The organism is Apilactobacillus kunkeei, from assembly GCF_005930975.1.
Lineage (GTDB): Bacteria > Bacillota > Bacilli > Lactobacillales > Lactobacillaceae > Apilactobacillus > Apilactobacillus kunkeei_E.
Genome location: NZ_VBSE01000041.1, coordinates 80,000 through 94,076 on the forward strand (window position 1 = coordinate 80,000; position 14,077 = coordinate 94,076).

Below are 14,077 nucleotides of genomic sequence, written 5' to 3' on the forward strand. Positions count from 1 at the left end.
TAATTAATCTCCTAATTCTAAGTTGTTATCTAGTTCGTATAAATTTTCAAATGATTGACGCTTTGTGACTAGCTGCGCCTTACCATTTTCTACAAAGACAATGGCTGGCTTTAAATTTAAGTTATAGTTAGAAGCCATTGAGTACCCATATGCACCGGTGTCTAGAACAGCCACAATATCACCAGCCTGTAGACTTGGAACTGATGCGTTCTTGATTAAGACGTCTCCTGATTCGCAGTACTTACCAACTAAGCGAACTTCTTCAACATTTTCTGCCCTTGGATTATTTGCTGAAACGACTTCGTACTTCGCGTCATATAACATCGGTCTGATGTTATCGCCCATACCCCCATCGACTGCAACATATGGCTTAATCCCATTGACTCTTTTTTGTGATCCCACGGTGTAAAGAGTTAATCCGGCTGACCCAACAATACTTCGTCCCGGTTCAATCCAGATAGCTGGAATTGGTAGGTTGTATTGGTTTGCTTGTCCTTTAATGGTGTTGATGATACTTTCCACAAACTTTTCAGGAGCTAAGTACCCATCGGTTGAAACATATTGAATTCCAAATCCACCACCTAAGTCCAAGACTTCAGTTGTAAAGTCATATTCTGTGTTGAACTTGTTGGCTAGTTTCATCATCTTAACTGCTAAAGCATTAAAGCCGTCAGGTGATGAAATTTGTGATCCAATGTGTGCATGAAAACCTAATATGTGAACTCGCGGGTTCTTATGTAAAAGTTCAAACCCCGTTTCAACCTGACCAGATTCCAAATCAAAACCAAACTTGCTATCAACTTGACCGGTTTGAATGAATTCATGTGTATGAGCTGTAATTCCAGGTGTAATTCTCATAATGACATTGACGGTTGTATCCAACTCTTCAACCACTTGGTTTATTAGTTCGATTTCATGGAAGTTATCAACCATAATTACACCAACGTGATTTTGAATAGCTAATCTTAATTCTTCTAAAGACTTGTTGTTACCGTGGAAGCTCATCTTTGCTGCTGGAAAACCCGCATGCAAAGCAACTGCAATTTCGCCTCCTGAAACAACATCGATATGTCCACCCTCCTGGTTAACCAATTGGTACATTGCTGTATTGGCGAAGGCCTTGCTGGCATAAGAAATTTCGTAGTCAATATTATTCTGTTCAAAAATCTTATTGAACTGATGGAATTGATCACGGATAGATGAGACGTTATAAACCATCAACGGTGTACCATATTGATGAGCAAGTTCAATTGCATCACAACCATCTATTTGTAAATGACCATCTGCATTTATTTCGTTATCTGTAATTTGATTTGTCATAATAAACAGCCTTTCTAATCGAATGATTTTTAGGTCGTTTGAATCTCGACAGATTGAAAACAAAAAAGGTTCTTTTGGATGTGTGGGCACACTATCCAAAAGAACCTTTAAAATTTTTATTAATCAATTTCTAATTTTAGGATTCAATTGTCGAAAGCGCTCCACAAGACATATTTTCTTGTGACAGTCCGTGAATTATTAATGCACGTCCCAGAAAATGATCTCTGCAAAAAATCATTATCTTCGGCAAACTCACCTTTCAATAAAGCTCATAGTCATTGCAGTGACTGACTTTATCTACTAATCTTGTTTGCGACCTCTTCGATTACGTTAACTATATTCTAATACTTGAATTACGTCAAGGTATTTTTTAAATAAATTTTTCTAAAGTTTTTTATTACTATATGAGTGACTAAAATTTCACTTATTTTTGTAAAATGATAACTTGTCTAATTATTTTTTAATGTTAAAATACAAATCAATAATTTAAGATTGCGAGTTGATTTATATGTCCAAGTTAGTAAAATTTGGCGGAAGTTCATTAGCTAATAGTGAACAATATGCCAAGGTTGTAAACATTATTTCTGAAGATCCTCAACGTAAAGTCGTGGTGGTTTCCGCTCCTGGAAAACGATTTAGTGATGATGTCAAAATCACAGATTTATTAATTCAATACGCAACTCAAGTCATCAACCAAAGTAATTATCAAGATACACTTGATGAGATTATTAGTCGTTATGCTGAAATCGCAAATGCCTATAAAGTTAGTGAAAATGAATTTGCCGAAATTAAAGACACATTTATCAATCTAGCAAAGAGCAATTTCAAGAACGACGACTATTTAATGGCTGCATTCAAAGCTAATGGTGAAAGAATGAATGCCAAGCTAATGGCAGCCGTATTAAACAGTCGCGGAATTAAGGCTCGTTTCGTAGATCCTAAAGAAGCTGGAATCGTTTTAGACGACTTTAATCCGAACGCAGCCAACCTGCTTGATGAGACCTATACCAATTTGGAAAATTTTAAATATTCTGATGATGAAAAATTAGTTTTCCCTGGTTTCTTTGGATACAACAAGGAGGGAAACATCGCCACATTTGCTCGTGGTGGTTCCGACATCACTGGTTCAATTGTTGCTACCGGTTTACATATTGATGTATACGAAAACTTCACCGATGTTAGTTCAATTTTTGCGATTAACCCACACTTAGTCGATAACCCATATCCAATCACAAAAATGAGTTATCGTGAAATGCGTGAACTTGCCTACGCCGGATTCTCAGTCTTTAACGATGAAGCAATCATCCCTGCAATCAAAGGCCATGTGACAATCAACGTTAAAAACACTAACCGACCAGAGGACGCAGGAACACTAATTGTTCCAGAAGATGAAGTAAAACACTCGCACGTAATCACTGGTATTTCAGCCGATGATCGTTTCTCAGCTTTATACCTTCACTCATACCTATTGAATAAACAAATTGGTGCTACTTTGACCATTCTTTCAATTTTCAAAAAATTTGGAATTTCTTATGAACATATGCCATCAGGTATCGATGATTTAACCATCATCTTTGATCGTCAACAAGCTTCAGATGACACTATTCATGCCTTATGCAAGGAAATTTCAGAAACAATTCATCCTGACAAACTAGAATGGATTCATAACTACGCATTAATCATGGTCGTTGGTGAAAACATGGCCGTGTCAGTTGGTTCAATCAGCCAAATCATCAAACCATTAGCCGAAAAGAAAATTCCAATTAACATGATTAACCAAGGCGCTTCAAAGATTGCAATTATGATTGGAATCGACCAAGAATACACGGATGAGGCTGTTGTAAGCATCTACAACCAATTCTTCAAGGAGGATTAATATTATGACAAAGTTACATTATGTTCATGGATCAGAAAACCATTTCTTCTTACTAGATGTCGATGAACTAAAAGATTCATTGGACGACGTTCAACTAAGTTATCTAGCTCAAAAATTATCTCAAAGTGATGTTTTACCCTATTCAGACGGATTATTAGTTGTAGATCATTCAGATCATGCTCAATGTATCGGTCAAATGAAGGTCTTTAACTCAGACGGCAGTGTGGCTTCAATGTGTGGTAATGGTCTTCGTTGTGTTGGCCGTTATTTGGCAGAAAAGTTCAATCAAACTGATTTCAAGGTGCAAACTATGCAGGCAGATTTAAACGTTCATATTTTTGATAACATTGCAAAAGGTGTTTCATGGGTTGGAGTGCAAATTGCTCCAGTTAAATTTTCACCCGAAGATTTACCCTATACCAATTTGGATTTTAACCAAATTATTGACGAAAAAATTCCACCATTTAGTGACCACCTAAAGTTCACTTCAATGGCAGTTCCTAATCCACACCTAATTAGTTTCGTTGAAGATGATGACGATTTAGAAGAACCCTTATTTAATTTAGGAAACCAGCTTAATCAACCAAACGAATATTATCCTGATGGAGTTAACGTAAATTTTGCCAAAATTTTAGGCAAGAATATGATTTTCGTTCGAACTTTCGAACGTGGTGTTGGTTTTACTAACGCCTGTGGAACTGGAATGTCTGCCACTTCAATGGCATTTGCCATGAACTACCCTGAATTAGTGGATGTTAATGAACCAATTGATGTCTTTAACCCTGGTGGTAAGGTTCAAACTAAGGTTCACACCAATCCCGATAATCGTTGGATTCAATTAATGGGCAATGCCACATTCGTTGGATTTATTGAAGCCGACGAAGTCGATTTATTTTCAAAACAAATTCAAAACAATTTAGTAGAATCCGGTGAAGAAGCTGATTACCTTGCTTTCATCGACACTATTAAGCAATAAAAAAAGACTAGCTAACGCTAGTCTTTTTTATTTTTTAAAATATAAATGTTCATGTAGCTCGCATTTTGGATTAAATTGAGCGAAACAATATGGACAGACTTTTTTTAGATATTGTTCAAAGCTTAGTCTGTGCTTACAACGGCCGCACATGACTGGTTTAGTGTCATCAATACTAATTGGTACAAAATCATGATCAACCACTAAATTATGACACTGATAACAAGCAAAATATTGATGGCACTGACCACATTCCATAGCCGCTATATCATTTGCTTGATGGTAATGAATACAACGACTATCACTATCTAATTGAATTCCATAAATCATCGAATCATCTCGATTTCTTGTTATTTGTTTTTGACTTCTTTAACAAGTATTGTTCATATAAATGATTATTCTTACTTAAGAAGTTAATTTCGGTTGTTTTATTAATCCTAATTGTCGTATTACAATTCTCGTGTTCGGTTAAATCAGCAAGATATTCAGATTCATTGAGTGTCATGACGTTGTCAGTTAACAAGACAATCTTGCCATGCTCAACGTATTCACCTTCTAAAATGCAAACACTAATCACTTTTTCCGCTTCAAAACATTTCAATAATACATGCTGAATAGTGTTCGCATTAAATGTATCCCACTGATTCATTAAATGATAGGGATCGTATAAATTACTTTCCATATTCTGTTCAATATAGGAATTCAGCATGTCAGTATAAGCAGTTTCATACCTTACTTCTAAAATATCACTTTTCAAAAATGCGGTCACTGTATCCAGCGCGCCGTTTAAATCGATGGTCTTCACAACAACAAAATTACCTAAGTCCTTTAAAAAATAACCTAATGAAAAGCTATCTAACTCGTATCCATCCCTAGATTTAAAATACCATTCAGCTAATCGGCTATCCCCGATATATTCATCGTTTGTGACTATGTCCATGGCGACACCTTCTTTTTATCATTTAAGATACTATACTCCATAATTTTTCTTTTGTCGCTCATCTGATACAATTAATATTATCAATTAAAGGAAGTGTCCAAATGAATCGCAAACAGTTTTTCATTATCATGTCGGTGGCATTAGTTTCATTTCTAGGAACCGTTGATATGAGTATCGTAAATACCGCTTTACCGCAGATATCTAAAGACTTACATATCCCAATGAACCAAGCAGAATGGATATCTTCGGCTTACTTAATTCTAATCTGTATGTCCCTGATTTTATTCGGTAAACTGGGAGATCAAATCAGCAAGGCGAAAATATTTCAACTTGGGACATTAATCTTTACGATTAGTTCGCTAATCTGTGGAATATCACAAAACTTAATCGTATTATTAATTGCCCGCTGTCTTCAAGGGCTAGGTGCTTCTATGACCATGGCAACTAACCTAGGAATCATCACGGAATCCGTCCCATTTAACCTTCGTGGTCGTGCGTTAGGAATAAACACTACCATCGGTCAACTGGGCTACATTGCCGGACCAGCTGTTGCTGGAATCATTTTATCCATCGCTAATTGGAACTGGATTTTTCTATTTAACGTCCCAATTGGAATCTTTGCCTATGTCTTTGGGGAATTCGTTTATCAAAAGCAATCACATAATAGAATACAAAATATTCATATTGATTGGCCAGGTTTCATAATTTTGGCCGCCTTAATTGGTTTATTCTTTATTGGTGTATTTACTGGCCAACAAGTTGGTTTCGCTAATATCAGCGTTATTTTTGCTTTCATTGCTAGTCTAGTTCTACTGATTGCATTTATAATGGTTGAACATCGCGTCGACGACCCAATCTTGGCATTGAGCTTGTTTAAGAATCCTGGTTTTTCAATCAGTATTATTGCTTTAATGTTCATGTATATCATTATTTACTTCAACAACGTTTTATTACCTTTCTACATTCAAGACACATTGAAGTTTTCACCATCACACACCGGTCTATTAATGAGTGTCCTACCGATAGTAAACGTCTTTACAGCTTATTTAGGTGGTGTCTTATGTGACAAATACGGTGCCGTTATCATGTCACTACGTGCTTCACTTGTTTTCGTAGCAGCTGAAGTTATCTTTGCAATCATGCAACCCAGCTGGTCATTAATGATTATGTTACTTGGATTTGTAGTATTTTCGACTGCCAATGGTCTATTCCAAAACAATCCAATGGTGATGGAAAATGCATCCAAAGATCAGCAAGGAATTGCTGGTTCAATATTAGCACTAAGTAGAAACATTGGTTTTACTCTTGGTTTATCAATCTCGACATCTATTCTATATGGTGCGATGAGCTTTAAGAATGGCAAAAGTATTACTACCTACCCATTTGGTAACGATTCCTTATTCGTATACGGAATGCACTTCACTTACTGGGTAGCAGCAATTATCATGCTAATCGTCACAATCATGTTAATCTGGCTATTAAAACATAATCAAAATAAATACGCATAATAAAAAAGCTAGTGAGTAAGTTCTCACTAGCTTTTTTATTGGGAATTAACCTAAGAAATGTCTTAAACGTCCCATCTTTTCAATTAAGATTTCACGAACTTCTTGGTCATCAATACGAACTAAATCGTTTGCTAACTTAGCGTGTTCTTTTTCTTCTTCATTGGTTGGTCCAGCCTTGATGTCGAATGCGTCTTCGATTGCTTGGATATCTTCTTTAACGCCCTTCCATGCAGCATTCTTTTCAATTAATGAATCAAGGGCATCAGCACTGTAATACTTCAAGACATGTGCAAAGTCATGCTTCATGTTTGGATAATATTGCTTCAACGCTCTGATTTCGTCATCAGTTAATTGGTTTAACACACGACCAGTTCCCAATACTTCAGGTGGAACCCCAACTGAATATAGTGAGCCTGTGAATGTGATGGCTCTTGGCATCTTGTATCCATCAACATCTCTAGAGTATCCAATGATACCCACATGTTGGTGTCTATCACGACGCTTAGGGAATGAATCAAAAACAGATTGCAAGTCATTGATTAGCGGATCTAGCGTTTCATGGTATTGTTTAGCAGCCTTATCAGCAACTGATAGTAATGTCTTTTGGTCATCATCATTAATGATTCTAAAGGCATTATGTTGTAGTCCATCACGTAATTTTGCTACGGCTGGTTTAACAACAGTTTCTAAATCAAAATCATATCTAAACGCTGATTGAATAGTAGCGGTCTTTAAACCAGGGAATTCTTCTAAATATCTATCAACCATTAATGGAGATAATCCTCCTCTAAAGATAGCACTACCAGTACCGGCAATTGGGTAAACATCGATACCTGTTTCGTTTTCAAATTCGCCTAACTTAGTTAGGGCTAACTTGTTACCAATGATACTGTTTAAGAAACCATTTGATAGAGCTGAATCTGATCCAGCCAAAAAGACACGTAGGTATGTTAAGTCTTCGCCAAATTTGTCTTTATAGATTTCGACATACTTCTTCAAAATCTCCGGAGCATTGAATTGTGCTTCAAAGCTTTCAAATAATGGAATCATTCTTAATCTGTCGTTGTTTTCGTGACCATTTTCAAATTCCTTTGATTTGAAGTGAGCTAGGCTTGAGAATTTTTCTTCCATGTTAACCAATTGTTCAGCAGTTCTGGCCATTGGCAAAATCGCCTCGAATAATGGACGGTCTTTGAAACCTAAATCTTGAGCAAAATCTTCAGCTAATAAGATAGTAGTCATAGCTTGCATTAAGCTGTAACCAGTTTCTTCCCAGATATTTGGTAAGCGGAAGGTCAAAAACTTGTCGTTGCCAAGTGGATGTTTACTGAAGTAATCGTAATGTTCAGAATACAAACGATCAATAACGGAAGAATCAGCATGTTTTCCTTCCCAATCCCACATATATTCATCTGCGTCTAATGTGGAATAGTTTTGATACGCTTCGTTAATTTCATTGAATGCGGACACAAACTTGTCGTTATCGTTCTTAAAAAACGGAACATTAGCGTTGTCCGGATGTTGAGTCCCCATAATATTTGGAATTCTTCTGTCCATGTTAATTACCCCTTTATTTCATAAAAATTTGTAATCGTTTTAGCGCTTCTAAAATAACTTCTTTAGATGAAGCATATGACAATCTAATGTAACCTTCACCGCCTGGTCCAAATGCACTCCCAGGAATAACACCAACCTTAGCCTTCTTGGCTAATTCTAGTGCAAAGTTTTCGTCGTCTTTACCGTATTGTGCTGGAATCTTTGCGAACATATAGAATGCCCCTTTTGGTTCTGGCATCGAGAAACCTAATTCAGTCAAACCCTTGTATAAGATATCTCGTCTTTCTTGGTAAATCTTGGCCATTTCAACCGGATCGTTTTCACCATTATTCAAAGCTTCAGCCGCTGCCATTTGGGCAGAATTTGTAACTGATGTAACTACGAAGGCATGAACCATTCCAACCTTTTTAATGAATTCGGCGGGTCCACAGATGTATCCAACTCGATAACCTGTCATTGCATGTGATTTCGATAAACCGCTTAAATAAATTGTTTGTTCAGGCAACATGTTAGCGATTGAGTAATGTTTCACTCCATATGTTAAATCGCTATAAATTTCATCTGATAAAACATACATTGCATGTTGTTTAATTATTTCTGCAAGTCCGGCTAAGTCTTCTTTTGAATATTCAACTCCGGTCGGATTACTTGGATAGTTTAATAATAAGGCTTTGACTGAGTCACCATATTCATCCAGTACAGCCTTTAATTTTTCTGGTTTTAAGATGAAGTCGTCTTCAGATACATCGACTTTAATCACTTCTCCACCTAAGATTTCGATGATTGGGAAGTATAAAGCAAATGTAGGTGTTGGAACAATTACCTTATCTCCCTTGTTAATAATTGTTTGGAATGTTGAGTATAGGGCTTCTGTGGCACCAACTGTCACAATCACTTCACTGTCAGCATCGTATTTCAAATCGTATTTATTTGATAAATGATTAGAGATAGCATCTCGTAATTCTTTTTTACCTGTTTGATCAGCATAGTGGGAATCATTATTCTTAATGCTATCGATTCCTGCTTGTTTAACGTGTTCAGGAGTATCCAAATCTGGTTCTCCAATTGTCAATTTAATCAAACCATCAATAGAAGAAATTTTTTTATCAAAACTTCTAATTCCTGATGGAGCTAATGCATTCAATCGTTGGTTATGTTTACCAACAAGTGATGATGATAAGTTGGGCATTACAATTCCTCCTAAATATGCAAAAAAGGACCAATCGATTATTTTAATCAATCAGTCCAATTTTCAATGAGCATCATATTGTTAAATACTATAATATATCTTCATTAAAATTACAATATGATTTTTAATCATTTTCTAATTTTATAGATCGTATAAGATATTGATATATCAGGATTTTGAATAAAAATTTTCTTAGTCATTGAAAAATTAAATGTTCGGTAGTACCTTAAAAATGAAGGGTTTACTTTATAAAAGAAGTGAATTATAATCATTACTAGTTAATAACTATTATAAACTAGAAAGGGCCTTCGATATGAAAAAACAAACTTTAGCTCAACGTATTAATATTATTCGTGCCGGTGTAATGGGTTCTAACGATGGAATTTTATCGGTTGCCGGCATCGTTATCGGTGTTGCTGGAGCCACTAGCAATACATTTTCAATTTTCATTTCTGGAATTGCCGGTATGATTGCCGGAACTGTTTCAATGGCTATGGGTGAATATGTATCGGTTAACTCTGAAAGTGACTCCCAAAAAAATGCCGTAGAAAAGCAAAAAGTAGCACTAAAAGATAACTATGATAATGAATTCAATATTGTCAAAGGAAAGTACATGAATAGCGGTATCTCTGAAGAACTTGCTACAAAAGCAACTACCGAAATGATGAACAAAGATGCATTGGTAACGACTGTTCGTGAAAAATACGGTTTTAACGTTAATCAATTTACCAGTCCATACGCGGCTGCAATTTCATCAATGATTTCATTTCCCACTGGATCAATTTTACCGTTAGTCGCTATCTCCCTCTTCCCTGCTAACATCAAAGTTGTTGCGACATTTATTGCGGTCCTAATTGCCCTATCACTTACGGGATATGCTGCCGCCATGTTGAGCAATGCAAACCGTTTGAAATCAACTTTAAGAAACGTTGCATCCGGAATGTTAACCATGCTAGTAACATATTTAATTGGACTACTAGTCGGAAGCTTGGCTTAGGGAGGAATAACAATGGAAAAGAAAAAGCAAACTGCCACTATGGACGAAAAACTAAACACTCTAAGAGCCGGTGTATTAGGTTCTAACGATGGAATTCTTACAGTCGTGGGAGTATTATTCTCAGTCGCCGTGGCTACACCTAATATCTTCACAATTTTCATCGCCGGACTATCTGATTTATTAGCTTGTGCTTTCTCAATGGCATCCGGTGAATACGCATCAGTTAGTTCTCAACGTGACGCCGAAAGTTCATCGGTAGAAAAAGAACGTTACCTATTAAAAAACGACCTAGAGGGTGAAAAGAAAATCGTCCAAGAATTCTACATGAGTCGTGGGATTACCGAAGATACTGCCAAACAAATCGCTGATGAATTAATAGCAAAAAAGCCATTGGAAACAATGGTCAGCATTAAATACAACATCGAATTAAACCATTACATGAATCCGTGGTCCGCAGCCTTATCATCCTTATTCTCAGCTGCACTAGGTGGATTATTCCCACTTCTTGCAATGAGTCTAACTAGTGGCATCTACCGTTGGCCAGCCACAATTCTAGCTGTTATCGCCTCGGTTGGTTTAACCGGTTTTCTGAGTGCCAAATTGGGTGATGGCAAGGTCAAAGTAGCCGTTATCAGAAACATTATCATTGGAATTCTAACCATGATTATTCACTACACCATGGGTAAATTAATGAATGAATTCTAAAACAAAAAAGCCTAAGCATTTATGCTTAGGCTTTTTATTTATTTTAAATAGTTAATTGCAATTTGTTTATATAGACGTATGAATGAATAAAATGATTCCAAATCAACGTATTCATCCGTTTGGTGTGCAGTGTCATTACCAGGACCTAGAATGATAACATCTGCATCTTCATTTCTGGCCTTAAACTGAGACGCATCCGTCCCCATTGATAAGGCCTTCAAATCCAACCTGGTTCCCAGAATTGCGTCACTGGCATCCTGAGTTGCTTTCACAAGTGATGAATCAGCATCGCTTTTGACCGGATACCCACTAAAGTTTATCTCTAGTTCTAGATTATATCCATCTTTTTGGTTAAATGAGTCAATCAATTCTTGCAAATCAGCAATGATTTGATTGTTATTTAATTGTGGAATGGTTCTAACCATAACCTTTTGATAAGCAAAATCAGGAATTGAGTTAACCTGCTTACCACCTGCAAAAATGTCAGGAGTATAGATTGTCTTACCTAAAATATCGTCTTCACCTGTTTGTTTAGCAAAGTATTGTTTCTCTGCCTGGCGATAATTGATTAGGTTATCAATAGCATCGATTCCCAATTCTGGAGTAGAACTGTGCGCTGCCTTTCCAATACTCCTTACGGTGTAAATAAGCGCTCCCTTGTGAGCATAAACAATGGAATGATGGTTCTGATTATTTTGTATTTGACCGGTTGGTTCACCAATCACGATTGCATCGACGTCATCAACATCCCCTCGCTTTGAAAGAAAGTTGGCACCACTTTGAGTTAATTCTTCAGAGATAGTTGCTAAGAATCTTAGTTGTCCTGATAGGTCAACGTGTTCTTCTTTTAGCTCAATTAAAGCAATCACTTGGGCTGCTAAACCAGACTTCATGTCAGTCACACCACGACCATAAATCTTGCCATCTTCAACGAATGGAATAAATGGATCATGGGTCCAATCTGCCAAATTATTTTCGTGAACGGTATCCTCATGACCGGCAAAGGCCAAAACTTTTTTCGAAGAACTACCAATATGAGCAACAAGATTACTTCTATTATCAAATTGATCCACAATTTCACTTTCTATGCCATGCTTCTTAAATAGCTGGCTTAAATAATCTGCGATATCTCTTTCGTTGGCATCTACAGTATTAAAGGCAACTAGATCCTTTAACACATGTAATTGTTCTTCTTTTTCCATTATTATCTACCCTCTTATTTTGTATTTTCGTGATCAGTTAATCTTGCTAAGATATCACCGATAATTTGAATAACAAATACCAAAATCAAAATTAGAATTAATGACACAAAGGTAACGTCGTTTTCATATCTTTGATAACCAACCATGACAGCTAAGTTACCAAGTCCACCACCGGCAACGGTTCCAGCCATTGCAGTTAAACTGATTAGACTAATCAATGTTACCACGGATGAACGTATAATCTTAGGTAAGCCTTCCTTTAGATATACTCTAAAGACGATTCCCCATGTTGATGAACCCATAGCTTGAGCTGATTCGACGATTCCGCTATCAACGTCTAGTAGTGCGTTTTGCACTTGTCTAGCGTAGAAAGGAATTACAGCGATTACCAGTGGAACAATACAAGCAGTAGTCCCAATGGCAGTTCCAACAATAATTCTGGTAAATGGCGCAATTACAGCTAATAGAATAATGAAGGGAATGGCACGGAAGAAGTTCACAATCTTATCTAGAACTGTGTAGAAAGGAATGTTTTCACTAATTCCTTCAGGTCCAGTTAAGACTAGTAAAACACCGATAAACAAACCGATTATTCCACCAATAATTGCTGTCACAAATGTCATATACAATGTTTCGATTGTGGCTTGTTCAAAGTCAGGAATCATTGTCATCACATTTGGTAAGTAATGTGCTAAAAATGAACTCATCTGCTATTCCCCCTTACTATTTCTGATTTTTTCTTGATCCAAATTGATGTTGGTTAATTTAACATCCTTTGAAGCAAGATACTCTTGGATTTCTTTGATGATTGATTCTTCAGCATCAATTTCGATAATCAAGTTACCTAATGGAACATTTGAAATGAATTCGATATTTCCATAAACGATGTTAGAGATTGCACCGAATTTTTGGTACAAATCAACTATGATTGGTGTTTCTGCAGAGGCACCAATGTAATGCAATCTGAATAGTTGTTGATTACGTGATAATTCAACAAAATGTTCTTGAGCACTTAGTGTGTCTACTGCTTCTTTCACGTTGTTGGTGGTATCGATAAAGTCTTTGGTTAATTGTGTCTTAGGGTTACTGAAAACCTCTAAGATACTTCCTTTTTCTACCACTTTACCAGTGTCCATAACAGCTACCTTGTTGCATAGTGACTTAACTACGTCCATTTCATGGGTAATTAAGACGATCGTAACACCTAGTTCTTTGTTAATCTTCTTTAGTAATTGCAAAATGGCTTGCGTGGTCTTTGGGTCCAACGCACTTGTCGCTTCATCACTAATTAAGATTTGTGGATTATTTGCCAAAGCTCTGGCGATGGCAACTCTTTGTTTTTGACCACCAGATAATTGAGATGGATAGAACTTTTCCTTCCCGTTTAAACCAACTAGATTGATTAAACGTTGAACACGTTTCTTTCTTTCTTCATTTGAAGTCTGAGTTCCAACCATTGGGTATAAAATATTATCTTCGATTGTTCTCGCATTCATTAAGTTAAAGTGTTGGAAAATAAATCCAATATTTTTTCTTAATTGACGAATTTGAGCATAGCTAAATTTATCAATATCTTTATTATTAATAATCACCCTACCGGCACTTGGTTTTTGCAGGTGGTTAATTACTCGTACTAAAGTACTCTTACCAGCACCTGAATAACCAACGATACCGTATGCATCACCTTTTTCAATTTGTAGCGTTACATCTTGTACTGCTTTTGAAACTTGGTGTTTTTGCTTAAAGGTGACATCGATGTGCTCTAGACTAATTTGTGCCATAGTTTCACCTCTACCTCTGTTTTATTTCT

General features: G+C 36.4%; 13 protein-coding genes and 1 riboswitch. Of the genes, 5 read left to right on the top strand and 8 right to left on the bottom strand.

Features of this window, described 5'->3' with window-relative positions; all coding sequences use genetic code 11:
- Window positions 1-3: 3 nt before the first annotated feature.
- Window positions 4-1,320: a diaminopimelate decarboxylase gene (lysA, locus tag FD688_RS04820; RefSeq protein WP_138742015.1), complete on the bottom strand. Its 1,317-nt coding sequence runs from the start codon at window positions 1,318-1,320 to the stop codon at window positions 4-6.
- Window positions 1,321-1,465: 145 nt separating this feature from the next.
- A riboswitch (Lysine riboswitch) is annotated at window positions 1,466-1,650 on the bottom strand.
- Window positions 1,651-1,828: 178 nt separating this feature from the next.
- Here lysA and FD688_RS04825 point away from each other — a divergent pair.
- Complete coding sequence (locus FD688_RS04825; protein ID WP_138742016.1) at window positions 1,829-3,196, top strand: aspartate kinase; 1,368 nt, start codon at window positions 1,829-1,831, stop codon at window positions 3,194-3,196.
- A gap of 4 nt (window positions 3,197-3,200) precedes the next feature.
- On the top strand, window positions 3,201-4,172 hold the full coding sequence (gene dapF, locus FD688_RS04830; protein ID WP_138742017.1) for a diaminopimelate epimerase: 972 nt from the start codon (window positions 3,201-3,203) through the stop codon (window positions 4,170-4,172).
- 27 nt (window positions 4,173-4,199) lie between these two features.
- On the opposite strand, the gene FD688_RS04835 is transcribed toward dapF, so the two are convergent.
- Window positions 4,200-4,499 (bottom strand): CHY zinc finger protein, encoded by a 300-nt coding sequence (locus tag FD688_RS04835; protein ID WP_138742018.1) that lies wholly within the window; start codon window positions 4,497-4,499, stop codon window positions 4,200-4,202.
- A 4-nt stretch (window positions 4,500-4,503) separates the two neighbouring features.
- Entirely contained in the window at window positions 4,504-5,109 is a 606-nt protein-coding gene (locus FD688_RS04840) for a hypothetical protein (RefSeq protein WP_138742019.1), read from the bottom strand.
- A 101-nt stretch (window positions 5,110-5,210) separates the two neighbouring features.
- Between FD688_RS04840 and FD688_RS04845 the strand changes: the two genes are divergently transcribed.
- A complete protein-coding gene (locus FD688_RS04845) occupies window positions 5,211-6,617 on the top strand; it encodes an MFS transporter (protein WP_138742020.1) in 1,407 nt (468 codons plus the stop codon).
- 45 nt (window positions 6,618-6,662) lie between these two features.
- Here the strand turns inward: FD688_RS04845 and ppcA are convergent, their stop codons facing one another.
- Window positions 6,663-8,174: a phosphoenolpyruvate carboxylase gene (ppcA, locus tag FD688_RS04850; RefSeq protein ID WP_138742021.1), complete on the bottom strand. Its 1,512-nt coding sequence runs from the start codon at window positions 8,172-8,174 to the stop codon at window positions 6,663-6,665.
- A 13-nt stretch (window positions 8,175-8,187) separates the two neighbouring features.
- Window positions 8,188-9,363, bottom strand: a complete 1,176-nt coding sequence (locus tag FD688_RS04855) for an aminotransferase class I/II-fold pyridoxal phosphate-dependent enzyme (RefSeq protein ID WP_138742022.1) — start codon at window positions 9,361-9,363, stop codon at window positions 8,188-8,190.
- A 313-nt stretch (window positions 9,364-9,676) separates the two neighbouring features.
- Here FD688_RS04855 and FD688_RS04860 point away from each other — a divergent pair, with 313 nt between their 5' ends.
- Both FD688_RS04860 and FD688_RS04865 read left to right on the top strand, forming a co-directional pair.
- A complete protein-coding gene (locus FD688_RS04860; RefSeq protein WP_138742023.1) occupies window positions 9,677-10,360 on the top strand; it encodes a VIT family protein in 684 nt (227 codons plus the stop codon).
- 12 nt (window positions 10,361-10,372) lie between these two features.
- Window positions 10,373-11,065 (top strand): VIT family protein, encoded by a 693-nt coding sequence (locus FD688_RS04865; RefSeq protein WP_138742024.1) that lies wholly within the window; start codon window positions 10,373-10,375, stop codon window positions 11,063-11,065.
- Window positions 11,066-11,103: 38 nt separating this feature from the next.
- Here FD688_RS04865 and FD688_RS04870 read toward each other — a convergent pair whose 3' ends face one another.
- The 3 genes from FD688_RS04870 to FD688_RS04880 are packed head-to-tail and all read right to left on the bottom strand — an operon-like array spanning window position 11,104 to window position 14,048.
- Window positions 11,104-12,267, bottom strand: coding sequence for an ArgE/DapE family deacylase (locus FD688_RS04870; RefSeq protein ID WP_138742025.1), 1,164 nt, complete (start codon window positions 12,265-12,267; stop codon window positions 11,104-11,106).
- 14 nt (window positions 12,268-12,281) lie between these two features.
- On the bottom strand, window positions 12,282-12,974 hold the full coding sequence (locus tag FD688_RS04875; RefSeq protein ID WP_138742026.1) for a methionine ABC transporter permease: 693 nt from the start codon (window positions 12,972-12,974) through the stop codon (window positions 12,282-12,284).
- A 3-nt stretch (window positions 12,975-12,977) separates the two neighbouring features.
- On the bottom strand, window positions 12,978-14,048 hold the full coding sequence (locus tag FD688_RS04880; RefSeq protein ID WP_138742027.1) for a methionine ABC transporter ATP-binding protein: 1,071 nt from the start codon (window positions 14,046-14,048) through the stop codon (window positions 12,978-12,980).
- Window positions 14,049-14,077: the final 29 nt, after the last annotated feature.